Annotated in this window: 12 protein-coding genes; 2 read left to right on the top strand and 10 right to left on the bottom strand. The window is 42.3% G+C overall.

Annotation, left to right across the window (positions count from 1 at the left end; all coding sequences use genetic code 11):
* Positions 1-26: 26 nt before the first annotated feature.
* Complete coding sequence (locus AC0YN6_RS28925; RefSeq protein ID WP_475751520.1) at positions 27-449, bottom strand: DUF1801 domain-containing protein; 423 nt, start codon at positions 447-449, stop codon at positions 27-29.
* Positions 450-607: 158 nt separating this feature from the next.
* Here AC0YN6_RS28925 and AC0YN6_RS28920 point away from each other — a divergent pair, with 158 nt between their 5' ends.
* Entirely contained in the window at positions 608-2,068 is a 1,461-nt protein-coding gene (locus AC0YN6_RS28920) for an MFS transporter (protein WP_475751519.1), read from the top strand.
* 139 nt (positions 2,069-2,207) lie between these two features.
* On the opposite strand, the gene AC0YN6_RS28915 is transcribed toward AC0YN6_RS28920, so the two are convergent.
* From AC0YN6_RS28915 to AC0YN6_RS28885, 7 genes are all read right to left on the bottom strand, one after another.
* Entirely contained in the window at positions 2,208-3,623 is a 1,416-nt protein-coding gene (locus tag AC0YN6_RS28915) for a sugar ABC transporter substrate-binding protein (RefSeq protein WP_475751517.1), read from the bottom strand.
* Between the two features lie 108 nt (positions 3,624-3,731).
* On the bottom strand, positions 3,732-4,658 hold the full coding sequence (locus AC0YN6_RS28910; RefSeq protein ID WP_475751515.1) for a carbohydrate ABC transporter permease: 927 nt from the start codon (positions 4,656-4,658) through the stop codon (positions 3,732-3,734).
* A 3-nt stretch (positions 4,659-4,661) separates the two neighbouring features.
* Positions 4,662-5,624, bottom strand: coding sequence for a carbohydrate ABC transporter permease (locus AC0YN6_RS28905; RefSeq protein WP_475751514.1), 963 nt, complete (start codon positions 5,622-5,624; stop codon positions 4,662-4,664).
* Between the two features lie 135 nt (positions 5,625-5,759).
* Positions 5,760-6,881 (bottom strand): GntR family transcriptional regulator, encoded by a 1,122-nt coding sequence (locus AC0YN6_RS28900; RefSeq protein ID WP_475751512.1) that lies wholly within the window; start codon positions 6,879-6,881, stop codon positions 5,760-5,762.
* Positions 6,882-7,102: 221 nt separating this feature from the next.
* Positions 7,103-9,106 carry a hypothetical protein gene (locus tag AC0YN6_RS28895; protein WP_475751510.1) on the bottom strand — a complete coding sequence of 668 codons (2,004 nt, stop codon included), beginning with the start codon at positions 9,104-9,106 and terminating at the stop codon, positions 7,103-7,105.
* An 847-nt stretch (positions 9,107-9,953) separates the two neighbouring features.
* The gene (locus AC0YN6_RS28890) at positions 9,954-10,898 is read right to left on the bottom strand and encodes an SDR family NAD(P)-dependent oxidoreductase (protein WP_475751508.1); all 945 of its coding nucleotides are present in this window, start codon (positions 10,896-10,898) and stop codon (positions 9,954-9,956) included.
* A gap of 27 nt (positions 10,899-10,925) precedes the next feature.
* Complete coding sequence (locus tag AC0YN6_RS28885) at positions 10,926-12,011, bottom strand: NAD(P)H-dependent flavin oxidoreductase (protein WP_475751506.1); 1,086 nt, start codon at positions 12,009-12,011, stop codon at positions 10,926-10,928.
* Positions 12,012-12,354: 343 nt separating this feature from the next.
* On the opposite strand from AC0YN6_RS28885, the gene AC0YN6_RS28880 reads away from it, so the two are divergent.
* On the top strand, positions 12,355-13,542 hold the full coding sequence (locus AC0YN6_RS28880; protein ID WP_475751504.1) for an MFS transporter: 1,188 nt from the start codon (positions 12,355-12,357) through the stop codon (positions 13,540-13,542).
* Between the two features lie 135 nt (positions 13,543-13,677).
* On the opposite strand, the gene AC0YN6_RS28875 is transcribed toward AC0YN6_RS28880, so the two are convergent.
* Both AC0YN6_RS28875 and AC0YN6_RS28870 read right to left on the bottom strand, forming a co-directional pair.
* Positions 13,678-18,279 (bottom strand): glycosyl hydrolase family 95 catalytic domain-containing protein, encoded by a 4,602-nt coding sequence (locus AC0YN6_RS28875; RefSeq protein WP_475751502.1) that lies wholly within the window; start codon positions 18,277-18,279, stop codon positions 13,678-13,680.
* Between the two features lie 174 nt (positions 18,280-18,453).
* On the bottom strand, positions 18,454-25,035 hold the full coding sequence (locus AC0YN6_RS28870; protein WP_475751500.1) for an S-layer homology domain-containing protein: 6,582 nt from the start codon (positions 25,033-25,035) through the stop codon (positions 18,454-18,456).
* Positions 25,036-25,080: the final 45 nt, after the last annotated feature.

Below are 25,080 nucleotides of genomic sequence, written 5' to 3'. Positions count from 1 at the left end.
GAATCTTCTCTATTCTTAGCTTGGATTCAATGACTCGGGTAGGTCTCCCCAAGAAACTTAACAGATTGGTTGATTAACGCTTTTAAGACATCAACATCAATGTCCGCGACTTTATTGATATAGACACAGGCTTTTCCTGCTGTATGCTTCCCAAAGTCGTTTAACAACGAATCTCGTTCTGAGTCACCCGTCGCAAAATACAGGCTGATCTTTGCTTTTCGAGGTGAAAATCCAACTAGCGCCGCGTCCCCTTCATGACCTGACTCATATTTGTAGTGGTATGATCCAAATCCAATAATGCTAGGTCCCCACATTTTGGCAGGATAACCCGTCGTTTCAGTGAAAATATCTAACAATTTATAGGCGTCCTCGCGCTTTTTCAGGTTATCGACATTTTCAATAAACTCAATAACACTGTTGTCGGTTTCTTTTGTCTTCTGTTCATACATAAAAATCCGCCCCCTGTATTCCAACTTATCTGGATTAGAAATACAGTATCATTTGTATGGACAAATTGTCAAAAATATAGAGTTCTCTCCTATGATACTAGCCAAATAAAATGTTACAATAGAATATCAGTTCAAAATATAAATTAGGAGTATAACAATTGCGGTCACATCCAATCTACATTCTACGTTTTACTGGTCTTTTAGATGGCATCTCATTATTAGCATTACTTTGTATCGCTATGCCCTTGAAATATATTTGGGGGATAGATCAAGCCGTAACGATTGTCGGCAGTATTCACGGCGGGATTTTCAGTTTTTATGCGCTAGCCATCCTTTATGCTGCAATTCGAGTCAAGTGGAGCCTGCTTTGGCCTGCTGCTGCAGTAATCGCGGCTTTTATACCACTTGGCAACTTCGTGCTGGACTGGCAGCTTAAGAAGGCACAAGCCAAATATAGTGTGAAGCCTTTTAACTATGCGCTATTAGTGTACAGTATTGTTTTCTTTTCTTTTATTGATCTATTCGCTCAGCTGCCTGTCATGAGTACATTTGCTGCTTCCGTCGGTGCCAGCTCGTTTGTTGTAGGAATTGTCGTGGGGCTCTATTCGTTAACTAATACATTTGGCAATATTTTATCCGGTATTATGACCGATAAGGTTGGACCGTTCAAAATACTAATGGTTGGATTGGTTTTAACAAGCGGTGCTCTTCTGCTTTATCATTTCGTTGACTCACCTTTCATATTGATAATCGTTCGAATTATTCATGGTTTTGTTGCCGGCTTGATTGTTCCAGCTGCGTTTACATTCTCTGCGAATACGACGATAAATGATGAGCAAGGGAAAAAAGTTGCCTTCACCGGGACATTTGTGGGACTAGCCGCCATTATCGGCCCTGCTTTCAGTGGAATTATGGCAAGCAAAACCTCTGTACCTTATGTCTTTACTTGTGTAGCTATACTAGGTTTTGCACTTGCCATCCTATCGGCCATTTTTCTCAGCAAGTATAAGATTACAAAGAAAGAAAAAGATGTTTCTATCGTTCAAACATCAGGCTCAATCTTCAATGCAGGTGTATTAAAAGCTTACGGCGGCGCCTTCTTCTTAATGTTCTCACAAGGTGTGATCGCATATTTGTTGCCATTGCACGTTCAAACGCTAGGATATGATTCGAAACTAAGCGGCACACTGATGAGTGCTTTTGGGATCATTGCCGTACTCATCTTTGTCCTTCCTACTAATCGTATTTTTGACCGTGTATCCCCATCAAGGACGATGGCTTTAGGAATGGGATTAATGGGTTTAAGTCAACTGCTAATTAGCCAAGCAACGACGACATTTTTACTTTACTTCGTATTGGGTCTTTATGGAGTAGGCTTTGCTCTCTTGTTTCCATCCATTAATACGATGCTCATTAAAGCTACACCATCGGAGCTGCGCGGGAAAGCTTATGGATATTTCTATGCCTTCTTCTCTCTAGGTGTTGTTGCCGGATCTTCCGTGTTAGGCTGGCTGCCCTTCAACATCATCGAGGGTTTTATATTCACAGGAATCATCCTGCTGCTATTTGCTGTTTTCGTCGCCTTAAATAAGCAGAAAGAACACGCGTTGAACCACTAGTGAAGAACTACAAAGAGACAGCGTCCATTAGGAGGCTGTCTCTTTTGTTATGGCAGTATAAAATACTTTTTCAATTCGAATTGCACCAGGAAAGAAAAGAGAGCGGAATACCGCTCCGCTCCCCCCGTTCGTTATTCCATTATTTCAAAACCGTTTCCGCTCTTTTTTGTGCGTCGTCGAGAATTGCTTTAATATCGCCTTTAGTCATAATCGACTTCGTAACAGCATCACCCCAGATTTGCCACGCTTTCGAGTTATCCTTGGCGAATGTAGGTAAGCCTTGTACGTTACCGCTCATCGCTAGATAATGGGTGTAGAGCTCCGGATGATCCTTTTGGTAGGCCTCAGACTCTGCGATCTCCTTCAAAATTGGGGAACGAACATTGGAGTCGGCAACGAGTTGCTGAATGTCCCTGCTGAACATGGCACGGATATATTCAAAAGCCGCTTCCTTGTTTTTGGAGTCCTTCGGAACAGAATGGAATGCGGCGCCGATCGTAATATTGCCTGCTTTGCCATTCGGCGAAAGCGGAATTGGAGCCATCCCGACATCAATTTTGTTATTTCTCGCCTGCTGAGACTGCCACGGTCCATCGATAAGATAAGCAAGCTGTCCCTTGGACCAAGCGTCAAAGTAAGATCCTTCGTTCGTATTCACCATAAGTCCCGGAGCATGGTTGGCATTCAACTCCCGAAGCAGAGAAACCATTTCGATATTTGCATCGCTGTTAAAGGTAGCCTCTCCGTCTGTTGCGAAAGCTCCTCCGTTGATCATCATCAGAGCGCCATAGCGCAAGTAACCGCCGAAGTTAGCTCCCGCATAAACACCGCCGCCATAAAATTTTCCTTTGCCGGCTTCCGTAACTTTCTTCGAGTTTTCAACCAGTTCCGCCCAGGTAGTCGGAGCCTTTTCCGGATCTAGTCCGGCCTGCCTTACCAAATCCTTGTTCCAGAATAAACTACTTACGCCCGGTTGAGCGGCGAGGCCATAAATATCACCGTTATACTCCATCGGTTTCCAAGCAGCATCCGCTACGTTGGCCCGTATCTCATCAGCTAGGCTGTCTGGGAAAGGCTCCAGCAGCCCTTGCTGAGCAAATCCGTTCATTTGTGTTTCACCGACTATGATATCTGGCATATTTTTGGCGAGAAATCCTGCCGTTTGCTTCTGGATCAGAGCCTCTCCCCAGCCCCAATCCTCCGTAACGACTTCGATATTTTTCTCTTTCAGCATGTTGTAAATGATCGTCTGATAATGCAAATTGAACGTATCCGCCTCGAACGACTTTCCGGGCGTATAGCTAGTATCAAGTTCTTTCCCCTTCAGTTCCGCTTCCTTTGGAGCTAACAGCTCCCCAAGTTTACCACTGCCGATACCTGTTGCTCCTTCATTCAGCACCTTAATCGTCGCAGTTTGCGTAGATACTGTTGTGTCCTCAGACTCCGGACTCGCTGTCGGACTCACGGTTACGTTGTTTCCTCCATCGGAACATCCTGCCAGAGCCGTGACGAGAAGAGCGGAGACCGCCCATTTGGTTACAGTTTCTTTTTTCATGTTAACCCCTCCATCGTAATATGTAATGAGTTGATTGTTTTCCGTAAACAAATCATATCACCATTTTAAATATATTCAATATGTTTTATATGGATTACTCAAATTTTTTTACCCTTTGATGCCGGTATTGGCCAATCCTTGAACAATATACTTCTGGAAGAAGAAGAAGATCAGCAAAGCAGGAATCGTCGTACCCAGCCCAAGTGTAATGATCATTGGATAGTTAGGAATACCAACAGGACCTATGGCCGCCGATGATAATCGCGTAATGGCGGAAGGGAGCGTCTGCAAAGTGTCGCTGCTAGTATAAAAGAACGGTGTCGCAAAGTCATTCCAAGTACCGAGCGCTGTCGTGATCGCGATAAAAGCCATAATTGGCAGTTGGAGAGGCAATAAAATTTGAAAAATAATCCGCAGCGCCCCTGCGCCGTCCATCTTCGCCGCTTCGTCCAATTCATACGGAACCTTCTCAAGCGACTGCTTGACGAGAAACATTCCCATAATATTAATCGCAGGTCCACCAAGGAGGTAAACCCACCACGTATCCAAAATCCCCGTTCCTCCGGTAAATATATCGTTACCTCCCGCGAGAGGCCAACGGGCGAGCTGCAAATAGGTCGGAATGAGGGCAATGGTTCCCGGTATCATCTGAGTCGCAAGCAGAGTAAGAAACAATCCTTCTTTTCCTTTAAATTTCAACCGAGCAAAAGCATAACCAGCCAAAAATGCGGTAAGCATAGCAAAAAACGTGCTGTACAACGTACGATAAAGTGAGTTCATAAAGTAAAGTCGTGTTGAAGTTTCCGATGATCCTTTAAACAAAATCATGTAATTTTCAAAAGTAACCTGCTTAGGAATCGGAAAGAAACCGAGTATGCTGGTCGTAAATTCCTCTTTCGTAAAAAAACCGGATAATATCATGAAGATCAGAGGATAAAAAAGAAGAAATCCCACTCCGCCCAGAACAAGATGTGCAAAGACGGAGCTCATTTTTAGCTTGCGTCCCGGTTTCGCGTGTATAGATGCAGAAGCCACAATTTATTTCCCCCTCTTTAAAGGTATCGTGTTGCCGCGATCTCCCTTGATGGACCAGCGATAATAGAAGACGGTGGCCGTGAACACGATAACCGCCATAACCAAGGATGAAGCGCCTGCCATGCCGAGGTTGAAATCCCAGAATGCGTCGCGGTAGATCCGAAAGACGAGCACTTCAGTCTGACCATAAGGACCGCCGCCGGTAATAAACATAACTTGCTCATAAATCTGGATAGCACCGATCAGACTGGTAATAACAATGAAAGTGGCAATCGGCTTCAATCCGGGAATAGTTACATATAGCAGCTTCTGAAAGCGGCTTGCGCCGTCAATTTCTGCCGCTTCATACAAAGTTACATCCACGGATTGCAAACCTGCCAGCCAGATCAAAGCTGCTCCTCCAACCCCTTTCCAGACCGAGTAAACAACGATCCAGAAAACACTCCAAGGCACAGAAAACTGCCAAATAACCGGCTCCTTCCCTATTGATTTCAGAAAGTTGTTGATGACCCCATTATTGGGATCAAGAAAGATATTAAAAATCTGTGTTGTAGCTACAGTAGATGTTACGGCGGGAATATACCAAATCGACCTGTATATTCCTTTTCCGAAAAGCGGCATGTTCATCAGGAGGGAGGCGCCGAAGCCAGCTAGAAGCGTTACACCTGAAACAAGAGCCCCCATCCATACGGATCTTATCAAGGCATTGTAGTATAGAGGGTCTTGGAAAAAACGAACATAATTATCAAACCAAATAAATTTAGGTTGACCCTGTATACCGATCCATTCAAAAAAACCGAGAACAAAACCAAATAGCGTCGGAAACCCAGACACGACCAGCCACCAGAAAATCATTGGCCCAAGAATAGCAGCAGCCATCAGGCCATCCCGATGCCGAACTAGAAAGCGCTTACGTTTCGTTTCTTTCAACGAAACCGCTCGTTTCAACGGAACAGTTTGTCCCATTCCTTCTCCCCCTATCATTAATAATTATATTTAATATATACAATATTATTTATATATAGTCAATATGTTTTGGACAACAAAAAAGACTCCGACTATTCGTTCAGAGTCTTTCTCAATGAGTAACTATAACTACGCTTAAGCTTTTAATTGACCCGTCGAGGATCTCATGACAAGTTCCGGTTTCTTGATCATTTTGTTGTACTTATTGCCTTGCTCTCGACCCTCCAATAGTTTGACCAAAATCTCGGCAGCCTCTCTCCCCATCTTCAGCTCCGATTGGGAGATATGCGTGAATGAGCCAAATTCGTCAAAGCCTGAAGATGGATCGTCAAACGTGACAATAGAGATGTCTTCCGGCACCTTCAGACCAACCTGCCTGGCTACATAGGAAATATAAATCCCGAGTCTGGCATTGAGAGTGATGTAAGCTGTCGCCATCCGATTGCGAATGAAACGATAGAGGGGATGTTCCTCCCTGATATCCGAGTAGTCCACCTGAAAGTCCGTGAGGATCATCGCTGGATTAATCATGACTCCTTTTTGCTTCAAAGCCTCCAAGTAACCAGCAATCCGGTCGTTGACGGTAATTGTGGGAAGCGGCGTATCCGAACAGATTGCAATATCCCGGTGCCCAAGCTCCCAAAGATGATTAAGCGCGAGCTTAGCCCCTTCCATGCTATCTGTACAAACAAAATTCGTATCCACGCCAGCAAAACATCGGTCAATGAGCACAAAAGGGTAATTCCGCAGTTTTAGCGCAAGAATTTCCTCGTTATACGTCTGCGCATCGCAGGGAAATATGATCAATCCGGAGGTTCCTCCTGAAACATTTTCCAAAATCAAACTCTTCTCGGTTTCTATGCAGTTGTTACTGAGAGCCACATACAAATAATACCCTTGCTCCTTCAGCACATCGTTTATACCCGATATTAAGCGGATAGCAAAAAAATCTTGCAACGTCGGAATGATCAGGGTGATTGTCTTCCCCTCCCCCTTCCTAACAGCTAGCCCCGGATTCACCACTTCTTCGCCGACAACCTCCTTAACGAAGCTGCCGCGACCAGGAATTCGATAGATCCACCCCTCCTTAGCCAACTGAACAAGTGCAGTCGCAATCGTAATTCGACTGACTTCAAATTGTTCCATCAATTCCTTATCCGAAGGAATTTTATCATCGTTCTTCAACTGCCCCGTTCTAATCTGTTCCTGAAAATATTCCTGAATTTGCCTATAAAGTGGTTGGCGATCATTTTTCATTTTTATCTCCCTAAAATCTTTTTATGTATGTTTAGTATATCATTTATAGCTAGATTTCGGCCAAATAAGTAAAATGAAACATCCGTCGGAGATCGAAGACTCCAGCAAGTACTAGATGAAGGTGACACAACCGTTATCACCATCATACTGCACCTATAGAACTAGGCCAACCAGACGTTTCTGGCTGACCTAATGATACGAAGATTCTTTCACCTAAAACACTATTGCGCCAACGGATCAATCGGCAAGTTTTTGCTCTCACGGATCAATTGAAAATACGTATCAGGTCGAACAAAAACGATGTCCTTGTTTTCCTTGAACATATTATAAGCATTCACAAAGTTTTGATAACGAACTTCCCATGGATTGGCCTGAATGCTTACAAAAAGGGGCGATTTCCGATCCCATTTTTCAATCGCCTTCTGAATTGGGAAAATCAAGTCCCCTTCCGAGGAACCATAGACGACATCCAGCTCTTGACCAGGCATAGAGTTTTGGTAAGTCTCAATAGTGCCGGTGCCACCCTGCGAAGTAAAACCGAGAAGCGATGGAGCCATCTCCGCTATGCTGTTTCCAACATTCGGATTCGTTACTCCTTTGACCGTATTCCAGACGGTAAGCACACGCAATCCCCCTCGCTTCATATAATCATCCGTGCGGGAGAAAAAGCTGTCTAACCCCTTTTGATCGTGCCAGAAATTCGGGTAAGTATAACCCAGACCCGTCGGACCAGAAATAAGAGCATCGTTTTCTGTTGCCGTTTCGTGAAGATAATTCAAAATCCCCGGCATTGCGTCTACCATCAGAGGTGATACCGTCCAGCCGATCGGAACTTCCCCCCGGTTTGGTAAAGCCCACAGTTTACTGAAATAGTGCTCCATATACTGAAGGTTATCCCCGTCACTCATAACATAAGACACATAGACTTTATTCTCCAGTGGCGGCTTATCTGGAATTTTCGCCGGTGTGATCGTTCTGGAAGTACCGCTGAGAACTGAAAGATTGGAAGAGAAATCCGCTGCCACGGTAGCCAAACCGAACTCAGAGGTTTTTGATACACCTTTCCCTTCATCCGGCCACCACCCAAGATAAAGACCGCTTCCATATGGCATATTCTCCATGAATTTGTTTAGTAGAGCCTCTTCTTCGGGAACATTCGGGTTAAGCCAGACGATGGCCGCCTCAATACCCATCGCATAGTCCCGCAGGTGTATCTTGATGTCAGGCGTCAGCCCAACGAGAACCCGATGGGTAATTTTAGGCCAGTACTCATCATAAAGAAATTCATACACCTCAATATTGGTTTTGAATTTACCCCGCAGATCTTCCAGTACCGGAAGTTTATAAGGATCACCGGTAAGCTTCTCGACCAGTGAAGGAGGAACGACGATCGCACTTTTCAAACCGGCAATGGTCGTCGCTAAGTTATAAGTATCCTTAACTTCTGGATCATAAATGACTATACCGCTTATTTCAGAGCGATATTTGGTCAATAACTCCCAATTATTTTTAATTTTGTTGTAACCCAGTCCGAGCGCCGTCAACCATGATGTTCCTTCGTCGCTGCGGCTGTCGTCATAAATGCGCGGTTTTGTTTTGTTAACCACACCTTTAAGAGTTTCGAACATTCCAACTTCCTCTTCCCTCATCGGAGAAGTGATCTGAACATCATACAGCTTTATCGTCGACTTCCCCGTCCAGACAACGTTGAATTCAAGTGCCTGACCAAGGCCGGGAGAGGTGAAAGGAACCTCAAAATCTTGTGATGCGTTTTCATTTCGGAAATCCCAGTTTGTAACTTCCAATGACCCCAGAACTGTGCCCGTCGCCTGATCGCGGATTTCAAGCTCGGCCACGTTTCCATTCTCATCTGCAAATCGGTCCACACTCATATAAAACACCGCTTTGTTGTCACCTTCGGGTACATCCGTTATCGCCTTGGAGTTAAACAGCACACCCGATTTATCTGTGCCGGCTGTCGCGATCCAACCATCCCCATCTACTTTTCCGATCTCATGACCATATTCAGCGTCCTCTGCTTCGTAGATTAACTTGTTGTAGAGGCTGATAAGGTCAAGAACGGGTGCTGGTTCTGGGAAGGATGGCAGAGCCTGGTCTTTCGGCCAATGAACGCCTTCTTTCTTCTCAGGCCACATCGAATAGACCACAAATGCAATTGCTATTGCGAGCACAATTGAAATAATGTTAATGGCTTTCCTAGGCAACTCGTCTCCCCCTTTATAAAACGTTTTCATAAACGTATTTTCCAAAAGAAAAAACATAGGTCTAGCTCGAATTCCGATTATATAGGCGGGCTTCTGACCAAATTTACAACCTCCTTGCCGATTCTTCGACATTCACCGATTGACACTGTTTAAAAAGACACTTTGATCACCATCAGTATAACGATTGAATTAAATATATTCAATATAATTTTATTTGTGAGTATTATATTTTTCACAGCAGCATACTCCTTATACTTTGTAAATATAGGTTGTCACAACGATTCTAGCGCATATCAAGTAAGAATTAGCACAATTCCCTTTCATATTTCAGCCCCTATCAAAGATATGAAACTATATTTCATTATTAATACCTTGTTAAACCCTTAAAAATGAATTTATAAATATATTCAATATGACTTAATGTGATTATCATTAGTCACTACATTACATTCTGCAGGCGCTTTCGCAGGAAGCCCTCTATTTCATTCAAATTATAAGTAATAGCGGATCTCCTATCCGTTTGCACACTCAAAATGACAAAAACGATGAAATAGCGGATCGTCTGTCCGCAAGCCATAGCAAACATAATGAAATGACTTCCATGCCAACAGTTTGGTGACTTATTAGAGGAAATTCCAATCGTCGTACTTCTCCACTATAAAAGATCCCCCCATCCTTCCATCTGATAGGACGAAAGCCAGATCGTTTCCTGCGTGCAGAATCCACCAAAACAAAAAAAACCACCTCCTAAGAAGTGGTTCCTGCCTCATTGCGATGTGCACCAGCTATGTAGCATGAGTGCAAACAGCGTCTATTCTAAGTACGGTCTGAAGCATGAGAAGGAAGTTCACACCTTAGCTTTAATTAACTCATTGCTCAAACTCCATAATTTTTCAGCATTTTGACTATCATTCGCATATTTAGGGTAAGTGCCCGTACCAAATATATTCTTCACTTGAGCAATGCCCACTTCGCTTGTAGATGGCTGATCTATTTCTCTCTTATGGTTGATTAACTGACCTGTAACATTTCTAAATTCATCTGATGTGCAAATATGAAAATAGTTATTTGCCATGCCGGATGGCATAGGACTAGTTAAATTTTGAACACTCGCAAGCACTCTCCAAATAGGACTTAGTTTTCTAATCGTTTCTTTAGAAAGTTTGACACGGTTGATTTGAATAGCATTGACTTTAATGCCCTGACTTTTATATTGTTCTGCCATTTTAAACGTTAATATCAAGAAAGCCATTTTGGAGTCGCCGTACATCTTATATGCGCTATATCGCCGCGTGTCCTGGAATTCCCCTCGTAAATTATCGAAGTCGATTTTCCTTTTTGGATCGAAGAAATTTTTAATATTTGTCGTGCAAGCGTGAAGTACTCTCGGATCTTGTGATTTTTCAAGATGATCTGCCAATAAATTGGTCATTAAGTAGGGGCCGAACGTATTTGTAGCAAATGATAATTCGATATGCTCAGGGCTAAGCTTATATTGTTTCTCTCCATGATTTAAGTAAGCAGCGTTATGTATGAGAACGTCCAGACGCGGGTATTGGGTTTTAAAAGCTGAGCAGAATGTTCGAATAGACTCAAAAGAAGAAACATCCAGCTTCATTAATTCTACTTTAGTATTGTGGGAAGCTTCGATGATTTCCCGTTGTACTACTTTACTAGTCACCATATTGCGGCAAGCCATAATCACACGATATCCTTCGATTGCAAATTTTAAAGCTGCAGCTTTGCCTATCCCCGAATTTGCTCCGGTAATTATTACAATTTTATCAATCAAGCAGATCACAACCTCCCAAAGGAAAGTTCACTTGTTATCTGAACATATCGAAAGTGCTTGTCGGATCGTCTCAGCAACAATATCCTCAGCTGTTTGGCCCGATGTCAGAAGCCTAGTCCCTTGTCCTGCCCACAATGACATATATTCCGGATTATTCTGGATATTAGCGGCGTTTCTAATATCACGAGTCGCACTATTCTGGGTTGGAAAAGGAAGTGGCTCAATGCCGCTTGCATCCCATTTCCTAATAAATGCATTCCGTATTCCTCTTGCAGGCCTACCCGAAAACACTTTCGTTATGACTGTACTTTCTTCCGTACTATCGAGCAGTGCCTGCTTGTAAGCCTGATGTGCACCAGACTCCATAGCTGTCAGAAATCGTGTCCCCATCTGAACACCCTGTGCTCCTAGAACTAATGAGGCAACGAGCCCCCGTCCATCCATAATACCTCCTGCAGCAATAACAGGAATATGAACACGGTCCACAATTTGTGGTACCAAAGCAAACGTCCCGATATTGGCGCCCAGCGGGTGCTCCGTAATATCAAACGTTCCTCTGTGCCCGCCCGCTTCGCTGCCTTGTGCAACAATAGCATCACAACCGGCTTTCTCTGCCTCGAGAGCTTCATTCACTGTTGTTACCATCGTAACAACGCGTAGTTTAGCTGCTTTAGCTTGCCGCATGAAAGGTTCAGGCAGAACACCGAATGCAGTGCTGATGACGGGTACCTTTTCTTCAAGTAAAACAGCAAATTGTTTCTCAAAAAGATTTGGTGTCGTCACGTGATCCGCAGCCGCATGGTTAATTCCAAGCACATCCCGCATCCGATCTAACTCTCGCTGCGCTTCTTCAATTCTAGTGTTATCGTCCAAGGCTTGAGTCACAAAAAGGTTAACAGCAAAAGGCTTATCAGTCAGCTTACGGATTTCGAGAATCGCTTCTCGAATGGCAGAGGGCTCCATGTAAGCTGCGCCCAGCGTTCCAAGTCCGCCAGCATTAGACACCGCCGCTACCAGCTTTACCGTTGTTGGCCCCCCTGCCATTCCTGCCAAAAAGAGCGGATAACGAATATTAAAAGTTTGGCAAAGCTCCGTCTTTAGTAGGATATTCATAATTTCCTCCGTTATCGTTGGATCCTTTTATTGTTTACATTAAAATATATGCTCATAATTATACAAAAAAACGGCATTTCTGCCGTTTGTGTTTAGTCGTGTCAGAGACCATCGAGTCGCCAATTCGCTGCGCTGCGACCAACATGGAAAAAATATGATATTCATCCTTCTCTAAGCAACATTATAATATGAACGGTCAGTCTAAACAATGAACAAATACTTTATCTCGATCAATGGCTTCACAAGTATTCACATCACTGTTTATTTCTAGACAATACAAGAAAAGTGAGCTACACTTTGTAATGATTTGGAAAGATCATTAGAAGATTGGAGCAGAGTAAAGATGCGTGTTGCCGCAGATATGAAACGTTTTTTGCAGGTCGATGGAGCAGGTAAGATGCTTTTTACACTATTTTGCTACGGCATCGGCATGGGAATACTAGCTCCGATGAACGCTATTTATTTAAGTGAAAGCATCGGGCTGTCAAAGGGGGAAGTCGTATCTATCTTCGTTGTGTCCCTGCTGCTCAATATGGGAACTACGATCACCGTCGGACTGCTCAGCGATAAGCTGCGCAGCAGAAAAAAACTGGTTATTACTGCAGCATCGCTATGTCTCGGCGGTTTGTTGATTTACATGCGTGCAGAAGGATATGTTCAGGCGCTGGTTGGTATGTGTGTTGTGAGCGCTCCATCCGGACTAATTATGGGACAATTGTTCGCAATGTCTCGCAATCATTTTGCTAGGTTGGCTGGAGATTTAGTAGAGATGGCACAAATTTGGCTGCGAGCTGGGTACAGCGTTGGATTTTTTTGTGGTTTGCTGGCAGGAGCGAATTTGTATTTGATCGCCACGTTTCAAGGCGTGTTATGGGGGAATTTTGCAGGTTACGGATTGCTCGTTATTCTGCTGTTGTTCTATCGAGAACGGTCTGAGGAGAAGAAACCAACAAGTTCAGGAGCAAGCGAGCCGCTTTCCATCATTATGCTGATCGCGCTGCTGCTTCTAGCATGCGCAGACGCGATTCGAGGATTGTACTTGCCGCTTGTCGTAAAATCATTGTTCGGCAAGCCCGAGTACATGTCCTATATTTGGAGCGCCCAAGCCGTATTCGAGCTGTTGTTCATGACCATTGCGGGCTATTGGGCGGCGAAATACGGCAGCAAAAAAATTATATTACTCGGAGGGTTTGGTGCGCTTATCACTTATTCGATTTATGCTTTGCACTCGCCATTGATCGTTTTTTTCCTCATTCAGCCGGTTTATTCTTTCTTCGTATCCATCCTGTACGGAGTGGCTATGGGGTATGTGCAGCGCATGTTTGCAGGTCGAACCGGATTCGGTGCGAGTTTGTACGTATTCATTTCACTGACGGCATCCTTAATCGGATATTTGTTACCGCTATTCATTGAAGGGTATGACCCTTCCATATTTGTCATTCCAATTGTTCTGGTATTTATTTCACTTATTATTATTTCTTCAGTACTGATTCAGGAAAGCCGTGCGTCGAAAACTCTTCAACCGCTTTAATAACGAAACAAGCCTCGAACCCAATTGGGTTCGAGGCTTGTTGGATAAATATCCTTAACTTCTTACAGGAGCCCTTCACTATTACATAGGTATTTATTCAACTGCCTTACTCATGAACTCATTTCACGTTTATTATTATTCATTGTTTATTGTTTTATAAACAATAAATGCATCAACCTGCAAACCATTTTCGGAGTATGCCCCCGGATTAACTTTAGTAATTTTTATTGTATGCTGATCATCAGTTAGATCCATTTTTTTGAAAACATAAAACGGCCAAATACCATCGCCTCGTAATGAAAGATTTTCTTCAACTACTACACCATCGATTTCAATACGTGCGGCACCCATATCACTTCCACGAGAAGAAACAAACTCAATTCCTACTCCTTCGAATGTCAGTTCAACAGAGAAATCTTCGTCACTAGATATATCTGCATACTTAATCGTTCCATTCAAGTGCTTCCAGTCACTCCAGTCATTCCAAGGACCTATATAGGTCAACCTACTATCTCTGTCATCGACAATTTCTTTTGTTAATTCAGGAAGTGTGATATTAATTTCAAAACCAGCATTAATCTTTGGCATCCCCTTCAAAGCAACAGTTACTAATAACCGTTCTGTTTCCTTCGCCGTCAAAAGCCCTGTCTGATCGATAATCGCAGCTTCTGTCGGCTCTCCATTCAATGTAGTTACCTGCCAAATGTACTCGGCATTTGGAATATTCGATTCAGCTGTAAATTGTAATGTTTCATTAAAACTAGTAAGCAGGATTTGTTCATTTTCAGCTATAATAGATACTGTCGCCTCTAATTCATAAGGCTTTAAGTTCAATAAGGCAGCAGAAATATTATTATAGCTATTTGTTCCAATCGCATCGCCCAGAGCTTGTAAAGAAGCCGCTGTATATGGACCATCCAATTTCTCTTTTGCTTCAACGATCAGTTTATCTAACGTAGTATCCGCACGCTTCAAAACAAAACGTGAATCACTGCTCAAATCAATAGCATCCCCTTTATAGCGTACAAATGGAGTATAACCCGTAGGAGATACAATTTCACACTTCACAAGCTCCCCATTCTCCCAAGAGATGCTAAGCTCGTATCCACCTCGACCACGCAAACCTGAAACAGATCCTGTCTTCCATTCTTCAGGAAGCGCAGGTAAAATATTCAACTCTTCAAATCGGCTATCCAGCATTGTCTCTGCAATGGAGCCACCAGCAATTGGCCCCCAATACATGACATCATCATTTTTATAACCGGAATCAAGTATGCCATGTTGAGAGTTGCTATATCCCCATGTTGGAATTCCAGCATGGATCGACATCGTCATATCATCTGGATGAAAGCCCCCGCCAAAACTAGTTAATCGAAGCAATTCTCGTTTCTGGGCTTCAAAAATAGCCGGGTTACTTCTTTCATTAATATCCAAATATCCCAAGAACAGACCGAGTAAGTGTGTAGCGTGGCGATGATACTCTTCCCCCCAGCTATACTCGTTATACCATTCCTTCATACGCCCATCTGGAGTAATGTACATATCGAGTGGAATCATCTTCTCATTTGCAAGTTTGACCTCATTGACTAAATCCGTATCTACTGCAATACCAGCACTTTGTAATTGTTTAGATGCTTGCGCAATAATATTGAATAAATTTTGATAAATCTGTACATCACCTGCAGAGCTGATATCTACTCCGCTTATTTTATCCCCATTAACCGAAAACCAATGTTCTGCAGATCCCGATGGAGCAATGACCAAATAATCTTTAAGCTCGCCGTAAACGCCGTCTACTTTCATTAGTGTTCCAAGAGCAAAACGGGCAGCCCCTTCCAACACAGGGTACATCTCTTGCAAATATTCAATATCTTGACTATATTCATACATATTATAAATGTCATTCATTAACCAAAGACCACCACTAGTCCAGTTAGTCCAATGGGTATTCAAACCATATAAATCTGTTTTACCCCAAGCATCTGTACTATGGCCAACCATCCAAGCATTTTCAATTCCAAAGCTATCCTTTGCCGTCTCCGCGCCATTAACAGCTAAGTCTTTTGTCCATTTCCACAAAGGCTCACCAATCTCTACAATATTAGCTGGACCTAAAAGCGCATGAAACTTTTGTAAGTTTTCATTCAAGAAATATGATCCTTCGTTTTCCGGATACCACTTATAATTCCACATCCCCATCAAATTGTTCGGGAGATTAACAGCATTTTCTCTCGCAACAGAAATCATGAGGTAGCGACTATACTGATAATGTCTAGCATATTGATATGGTGTTATCGAAGCTCCATTTTTTGCAGTAATAGAATCGCCTTTCAAGTCAATCCACAACTTTCTATACAGTGAACGATAATCATTTTGATGAGCAGCAAGCAATTCATCAAATGTTTTTATTGCAGCATTATCAATGGCATTGCGAACATTTCCTGATACATCAATTCCACTATTAGACGGATCAGTGTGCATATCTTTATAGCTAGTTTCGCTTGAATAAACTAGTAAAATTTCCTTAGCGCCTGACACAGATAATTGATCACCCTTCGCTGTAATTTTACCACCCGTTGGAATCACTTTAACACGAGATTCAAAGGTCACTCCTCTATCTTCATCCCAGAAGTGAACTGATTGAACAGTCTGCCAAGGAGTTTCATTTCCTGCTGAAGGATCAAGTACAGGTGCCCTGCCTGTCATTACAAGCTCATTGCTCGCCGCATCAACCGTTACTTTGTTATCTGCAACTTTACCAACCATCTGATTATGCAGTTCCATATTTACATTCATATCCATTGGTTTATTACCGTCATTACTAATTTTTACAACCATCACCTTATCAGGATAACTAGTAAAAGCTTGACGTGTATAGGTTGTTCCATCTTTGCTGAATGAGACATTAGAAGTAGCGCCATCTATATCTAACTCTCGCTTATAATTTTGTACATCATTATCTTTTAACTTTGGAAATTGAAGCTTCATCTTCCCAAGAGGCAAATGTGTGCTTAAATAAGGAGATTCCCACATTTCTTGAGCCTCACGATCTACTTCTTTCAATTTTGCCAATTTAGCTTCGTATGTCATTCCTTCACTATATGCTTCCGCTAATAAAGTTCTCGTGTCGTTAAAAGCTGCTAAACGATCAGCTGATGTACCACCGTAGCTTCCCGGCCCTCCTTCTTGCAGCATATCAATAGAAGCAGGATCACCAGACCAGAATCCTTTATGATTCAGTTGAAAAACATCTTCCTCCACTCCGCCTAATTGCTTCGCTCCAAAAAAGCCATTACCTATAGGAGTTCCATAAGACGTACCCTCCGAGTCCCAGGCAACTGCAGGTGAACCATAAGATAAAATCATATTGCTCCAGTCATTGTTATCCGGAGTTGGACTCGGAGTCACAGATGTTGTCGGACTTGGAGTAGGTGTTATTGTTGGACTCGGAGTCACAGATGTTGTTGGGCTTGGAGTAGGTGTTATTGTTGGACTCGGAGTCACAGATGTTGTTGGGCTTGGAGTGGGTGTTATTGTTGGACTCGGAGTAGGTATTGAGGTGCCTCCACCATAAATAGTTGTATCCTCTTCTGTTATTATAACAATGGTATGTGCTTGTGAGCCGCTCACATTTGTTGGTCTTATTTCAAAAGAACTGCCCTCGGCACCATCATTTACTACTGCCTGCTCAATTTTTCCTTTTCCTCTTATATTAGCTTTCGCATTCAAATCTAGAGAACGAATAGACGAATCAGTATGCACAATGATGTTTGTACCCGCAGCTAATACTTCAACATTTCCAAAAACGCCTGAAAACGTTACTTTTTTATTTTTCGGGAACTCACTTGACACCACTACGTTCTCAAAACCAGTTCCAGTTAAAGCTGATTCACTAAGCTCCGTCTCGGACAGTAATAACACCTGCCCAACTGATGTATTTTCTTTTACAGTTAAACGAACAGGGCCATTTTTACTGTTAACAATAAGCTTCCCTTTAATGACTATATTTTGCAGCGTAATATCAGAAGTCTCTATAATGAGGTCTCCTTCAATTACCTCTATCCCTGTTTCTGGACCGTAAACGCCAGATTTATCGTAAGTTCTATTTTTAAGCTTATCTATTAGCTGAATTATACGATTTATCGCGACAACGGATTCAGCACGAGTTATATTGTTATTCGGTCTAAAAAAGCCATCAGAATAGCCATTGAGAATCTCCTCAGAAACAAGTCTGCTAATTGCAGAATAACTCCAACTAGCAATTTTTTCATAATCTTTAAAGTAAGAAATCGCTATACTAGCCTTATTCTGCTCAGGCAATAGAGCTTCCAACATAACTGCAACCTCTTGCCTGGTTGCTGCTTTATGAGGACGAATCGTTTGATCATCGTATCCTTTCATATATCCTGCATTTACAGCAATCATCATCGGTTCATACATCCATGTATCAGGATTTAGGTCTGTATACACTTTGTTACCTTTTTGTGAAAATTCCATTGCCCTATTTAAAAGTATGGAAAATTCTGCACGAGTGATATTATCATTGGGTCTAACCGATCCATCTGGATCACCATTAAGCCACCCTTTTGCTACCCACTCATTCAATACATCCTCTGCCCAGGAATCTTTAATGTCTGACTTTGAGGAAGCTGAGCTATATATACTAGAATTAAAAAAAGTAATACTAAACACTAAAGATATAGATAAAAACACTTTGAGTATTCTCCAGTTTTTCACAATCTTACCCCTTATTAAATTTATTTTCACTTCAATAAAGCACTGCAGCGATTTCTGTTAATATTACGAATTAATTAAATGTAAATAGCTCAATGCTTTCTTCAGCGCGATTTGAGATTTTTTCATCGTGTTACTTAGTCTGATCCATTGATGGATCAGACTAAGTGCAGAGAACTATTTATTGATAAAATTCAAATATTGCAATGCATTTTTCAGAACGACTACAGCTTCAGCACGAGTAGTCAGATCCTTCGGCGCAAAGCTTGTTGCCGTCTTGCCATTTATCAATCCTTTTGCTGCCGCCGCTGCAATGGCATCTCGAGCATAGGTTGAGATTTGAGCCTGATCTGCAAAGGATGGCTGACTTACTTCAGCACTTGCTGTTCCTTGAGCAAACTGAATTGCATTCATCATCATCACGACCATTTGTTCTCTCGTAATGCGTGCCTCAGGAGCAAATCTGTAGTTTCCTACTCCTTGAACAAATCCATACTGTACCGCTGCGCTCACATCTGCTGCATACCAGCTGCTTGCTGCTACGTCAGTAAATGCTTGATCCGATCCTTTGCTCGACAGACCTAAGCTTCGTACGAGCAAGGACGCAAATTCTGCACGCGTCACTTGACCATTAGGATCAAATGTCGTTTCTGTTTTCCCTTTCACAATCAGCTTAGATGCCAGTGCTGCTACTGCCTGCTGTGCCCAGTGACCTTGCATATCTGCGAAGGTTTTCTTGCCTTCCAAAATGACATACAGGCCGTTTTCGTTATGTTGGATCGTTGCTATCGTCTTGCCGTCCTTCACCGTAAATACGGCTGGAACAAAGTGAAGCTCGCCTGTTGCCGGATCGTATTTCACTACCGTTGCTTCATTCGGATTGCTTACTACACCATCTACGATCAGTGTGCGCCCTACATAACCTGTTGGTGTTAGCTCCGTTGTCGCTCCCTTTTCTTTCAGTTCTGCTTCATAGCTTACAACGGCACCTCGTATCCTTGTACCGCTACTAGCAAGCTTTTCTTCCAAACCTTTCTGTACAGCCGGGTCTGCTTGTTCAATACGTACAATCACTTGACCGTTTGGATCAAGAACTTTCCCTACCAGCTCAGAAACCAGCCATGCATAGCTTCCTAGTGGACTATTTACTTCGATGACTGCATTCGGCTTACTGCTTGCCAAACGATTCACTGCTTCTGCTGGAATCGCTACCTCGTAGCCTGCGTAAGAACCATAAACCTCAATGCTCAGTACCGAGCCTGCGTTTTCTCCTGCTTGTTCAAATGCTTGAACCTTCTTCATAAAAGTTGCTGCATTCAGCTCCGCCTTCACTGTGTTGTCAGCTGTATCTACCGTAAGCTCGCTACCTTTAGTTTCATACATTGCTGGATCTCCGACACTCGGCTCTGTCGTGCTGCCGCCTCCACCGTTGTTTCCTCCGCCATTGTTGCCGCCATTTCCATTACCGCCTGGGTTGCTTTGAGTAGCAACAATTACCTTTACTTCTGCCTGCAATTGCTGAGTATTGCTCCATTGTTCAGACAACACAAGCTCTCCTCTAAACAAATAGCTACCTGCAGTCGTAGCCTCATAGCTTGGTGTACCATTATCCCACGCTGCAATATTTACGAAGTGTTTGCTACTGTCACTTAATGTAACTTCTACTTGCTGAGGTAACAGAAGATCAGCTTGTTTCGTTCCAAAGGCAACAGCAATGTCTGACAAACTGCCCACTTCAGAAGCTTCAAGATCAACTGACGGCCCGACAGAAGCGCTTTTGAAAGTAACAAAAATTGTATGATTTCTTGCCACGTTCTCAAAAGCATAAGTTGAAATCTGTCCAACAGAGCCGCCGTCAACGAGAACATCATTGATTTGATAGCCAGCATGAGCAGTTATACTGAAGGCTTTCCCTTCGCCTTCCTGAATTTCAATATCTCCGGCTGGCGAAATTTCGCCTCCATTACCTGCAGTTGCCGTAATCGTGTATTTAGGCGTAGGCTTCGCTCTAAAGGCAGCCTCAATGGTATGATTTTGAGACACATTTTTGAAGGTATACTTGTTGCTTTCCAGATCAACCGGTACACCGTCAACCAAAATCTCACTTACTTCATACCCTTCATCTGACGTAATAATAAAGTCCCTGTCAGCCTGATTATTCACTATAACTTCACCGCTTGGACTAATCGTTCCACCTTCGCCAGCTGTTGCTGTTATCAAATGCTGTACAGGGACAATATTCGTCGACTTAAACACTGCTGATGCTATAACCTTCGTTTTGACGCCAATGAGGGTATATTGATTATTCTCATCCAAAGTCACAGGCTTGTTGTTTACTTGAACACCTAAAACTTCATGATGTTCATCAGGGGTGACTGTAAATGTTACCGTTCCTCCTAATTCCACTTCAGGCTTGTCTGCGATTATATTTCCACCGTCGCCAGTAATTGTATTTACAGTAAAATTTTTCGGCTTAAATACGGCGCGAATGTCTATCTCGTCTTCATTGACCTTCAATTGATAGTTTAACCCGGTAAAGCCTGAAACCTCTTGACCTTTCACAAGCAACTTGTCCAACTCATATCCCGATAACGGCTCTACAATAAAAGATGAGGTCGAATTTTTAATAGCGGACATCGTTCCGTTCGGTGTAATAGTACCGCCCTCTCCAGCAGAAGCAGTCAGTATACTGTAAGTATCTTCAAGTTCACGTAGAGTTATCGCCTGCAGCGACATATTGGCCCACTCATTATCGTAGACTGCTTTGTTATAAACTTTTACTTTCAGTTTCTGCTGGGGATGATTCAAACGGTAATTCAGTTGAATAACTTTACTCTGAGCAGGCGTTCCAAATACATTCACCGCATTTGTAAACTCCCCTTCGGCATATAAGATGTCTTGACTTCCTTCTTCGGCAATATAAAACTCCGCCGCAACTTTGGACGCCCATGATCCAACATATAATTTGACCTGCTGCTCATTCTCCGCATACGGTAATGTAAACGTAAAACCACTGTTTAACTCTTGAGCAATAAGTCCTTTCTTGTTCCCCGAGTAGTGCACAAAGTTCGTGCCCTTTGCATCGGTATACGTATAATTGGTTGTCGTGTCTGCAGCTACGCCTTCAATTTTCGTATTCGGCATAAGAGAGATCTCATCGATCCATCCATCGGCAATATTTTTTCTCTCATGATGAGATACGTCCTTATTATTGAAATGCAACCAGTCCTTCTTTCCTTCAATCGAAAGATTTAGTTGACTAGGTGGGTCCAACACCTCTACCTTCGGCTTCGGATTCAATATCTCATCTACATCAGTCAACGTAATAGCATGCAAAAATGCTTTTTGTCCGCTGGCAACAGATACAGTCACCTTGAGACGATCAGCTTCTGGGAGCTGATATCGAATAGAAATCTCTTTGTCTAGCAACCCTGATGAACTGTCTTTACTGAAGCTATTCGAATAATAGACTTTAGTAGGATCATTTACGGAAGATGCTTCGATTCGAACTGTACTATCCCAGGATCCAGCATAAATTTTCACTTCTCTGATTCCACTTTCGCTCGGCAACGTAAACTCCGTTTCTTTGCCTTCTCCTGCCATGCCTACAAAATATCTTGACCTTTCGTCAGTTTCATCTACAGAAGAAATACTAATTCCATCCATAACGCCGTCAGAATAATATACCTTTCTAGGATAATCTGTCGGATTCTCATCTGGCTGTCCCTGGCTGAACACAAGATCGGAAATCAGGTTTGCATCTTGTTTCCTTGGGAAGTTAGTCGCTATGCGGTCTAAATGAACCCAATCCAACTTGCCCTGCTGAGTCAAATTAATATTAGACGAGTAGTCGTTTATCGCACCAACAACATAAGGCTCTATCGTTTGGTCAATAGGCTTTACCGTTAGAATTAGCTCTGTTGTCATCACATAGTTACCATTAGTCATTTCTATTGCGATAGTCGCCTTTTTTTCATTACCTAGCCCGGCAGGTCTCGACAAATTTCCGTTTATATCAATAATGTCCGAGTTCAGCGTGTAAACTTTTGCTGTGCTTCCATAGAGTTGCCCTTGCAAGCTGTCAAAATTTAATTTTTCCGTTATGTTATCAATACTAGAGTTACCATTTAATATTAGCTGTAAAATCGAGTTGAAATCTCTGTCAATCTTCTCCTTTGGCGACGAACCATCCTCGCCTTCTTCTGGCATACCGACTATAAATTCACTCAAATTTCCTATGACATCATTTTTCACACCTTGTACAGCTACATTGTATTTTTTGTAATTTTCCAGTCCATGTATCGTAATAGGCAACTGTTTTGCTTCATATACATCTTCGATATTAAGCGGCGAGCTTCCAACATGTATTTTAAAACCATCTAAGTCAGCCTTTCCCTTCACATCAGCATTCACAGTTAAACTGTTGTCTCCAGGTGTTACCGATACATTGTATGGAGTTTCAGGCGTTCGTGTATATTCCGTTCCGTTATCATCTAGCATAACGCCCTTCAAACTAATTGTTCCTTCCTTGTTAGGCTCATTTTCATTAATTATAAATTTGACCATTACATACTTGTCGATCGAACCCGCTCTATATGGGATTTCTACGATAGACACTTGCTCTGTATCTCCGCCTGTAAGCTCAGTCACAACCTCTGGCTGTGAACCATCACTTAATGTTGTTATCAGGCTGGCTTTAGCATTTTTAACACCAACTACCAACTTTAACGTCTGCAGTTCATTATTAGCTGGCGCCATCACCATAAATCCATCTTCTTTTCCATATTTTACAACTTCGTAAAATTCCGTACTATTGGTGAATGTATTCATAGTCGCACTTGGCTGAATTTGCGCGTCTCGATATCCAATCGTATTGACATTGTAGATAAGTCTTTCATGCTTTGATTTCCCGAATCTATTTTTGATTCCGTCGACTACAGTTTGGTCCTGTACATTCTTAAACAAAACAAAATCCTTACTATTCATAATAGAAGCGAGATTGGCCTTCGGGTCTTCAAGCGTATAATTTATCGAGTTTAAGAAAGGCGAATTCCCTGCAGTTCCTTCAACCGTAAACGTATTATTTCCCTCTTCCACTTGGAATACCTGGAGTGAACCATTGAGATGAACCTTTAATGTAAATGGCTTTTGTGCTTGAATTGTAACTGTCGTGCCTGACGTTCCGCTCTGTCTCGCTGCTGCGCGGAGTGATACAATATTATTCGAATTATTCTTTTCATTCCCATACTTCAAGTCATCGATCCCGTGCTCTTCTAAAAGTCTGATCGTCCAATTGATTGTATCTTGAGGTGCGTTTATATTAATTCCGATAATATCCTCAATAAGTGCTGCAATAGCTATAGCACCTGACCAACCTACAAAATCTTTTCTTGAAGGCTCTGTATCAGAATACTCCGTAGACCCAGGCCTCAAATATTCAGAAGAGTAGTTTTCCCACAGCGTGTGCAAATACTGTCCCGTTCTATCATATGCACCTTTTTCATAGACTTTCGAGAAAGCATCCATATGTTGTATAGCCATTTGAAACGCCAAATCCCCATAGCCTGCTTGTCTCAGACCGTGAATAGTTTGATAAGAAGTTGGTGACCAGATGGCCCCATTCCAATATCCCCCGGTAGGTTTAAATGAAGAATAATCATATCTTACCGTCGATAGTCCGTACGGGCGGAACATCTTTTCGGAATTCAGTACCGTTTCAATTAACCTTTCGGATTGCTCCTCGGAAGCTATTCCTGCAGTTAATGCCCAAAGTCCTGTCGGAGTTTGTATTCGGGTGAATTCTCCTGTATTTCTATCTACGTTGTAATAAAAACCATCGGTAGTATCCCACAATGTAGAATTAATTAAGTCTTTAAGACGTTCTCGTTCTTCAGCATATTTATTCGCAATAGCCGTTTCGCCGACTTCCGTTGCAATTTTTGAAATATAATCAGCAAATTGCACCATTTGAATACTTATATCATTATAAACTTGCTTTTGTTGCCCCCAGTCCTGATTCGGGGTATTATCAAGGCCATTCGCCTGACCACTTGAATAAAATAAACCTTCCCCGACACCATTCGAATATGTCCTGTTTCTCTTAATAAATTCAAAATATTCAGTCAGCCTCTGCAACAATGTTTTTGTCGTTGGCTTCACATTACCTGGTACATTTGAGATATCAGTCGACATATAAGAAGTGATTGGCTGTGTAAATCGCTCCTTGTCATTATGCAAGAGATATTGTTCCCATTCCGCCCACCCAAACATAGGCGGATTGATGGAATCGGTATCTGTATAGACATAGGACGGACTGCCGCTCTTCTCATAAATCATCCTAGAAATAAATCCGTTCAATTGATTTCCAGATGCCGTACCATCGGAATCAAATTGACCGGCATAAAAATTATCCATTGATTGCTGCACAGGAAATTCATTGAAGCCGTATTTGTCAAATAACATCATAAACAACGTATCCCATTGGAAAAGCCTATCATCAAATGCTTCGTCCACCCAATACTCACTCAAGCCAATCATTGAATCGGTATGTCTAATATTTTTTTTATGAAATTGCCATGCTGCATTATAAAGTGTTTCCCATTCCTTATGTTCTCCCAAATAAACTTTTGGGATATTATTCATGTCTATAGAATAATCGCCTTCAGAAAGGATTTCAGGAGCGGCTTTGGCAGGACTCAACGGAAATATCGAGATAATCATGAATAATGATAAAAATAATGAAATTACTCTCAATCGCATAATAATCAATCTCCTTATTGTTATATATTAGCCACTATCGTTACA

It is taken from the genome of Paenibacillus sp. J22P15 (genome assembly GCF_056269345.1).
Note: the sequence above shows the minus strand (reverse complement) of the source record. Positions and strands in the feature narration are given on the sequence as shown.

Bases quoted from the DNA above. Each gene is read 5' to 3' on its own strand.
- AC0YN6_RS28880 (WP_475751504.1), top strand. From the start codon at position 12,355: ATGCGTGTTGCCGCAGATATGAAACGTTTTTTGCAGGTCGATGGAGCA.
- AC0YN6_RS28885 (WP_475751506.1), bottom strand. From the start codon at position 12,011: ATGAATATCCTACTAAAGACGGAGCTTTGCCAAACTTTTAATATTCGT.
- AC0YN6_RS28870 (WP_475751500.1), bottom strand. From the start codon at position 25,035: ATGCGATTGAGAGTAATTTCATTATTTTTATCATTATTCATGATTATC.
- AC0YN6_RS28900 (WP_475751512.1), bottom strand. From the start codon at position 6,881: ATGAAAAATGATCGCCAACCACTTTATAGGCAAATTCAGGAATATTTT.
- AC0YN6_RS28905 (WP_475751514.1), bottom strand. From the start codon at position 5,624: ATGGGACAAACTGTTCCGTTGAAACGAGCGGTTTCGTTGAAAGAAACG.
- AC0YN6_RS28925 (WP_475751520.1), bottom strand. From the start codon at position 449: ATGTATGAACAGAAGACAAAAGAAACCGACAACAGTGTTATTGAGTTT.
- AC0YN6_RS28915 (WP_475751517.1), bottom strand. From the start codon at position 3,623: ATGAAAAAAGAAACTGTAACCAAATGGGCGGTCTCCGCTCTTCTCGTC.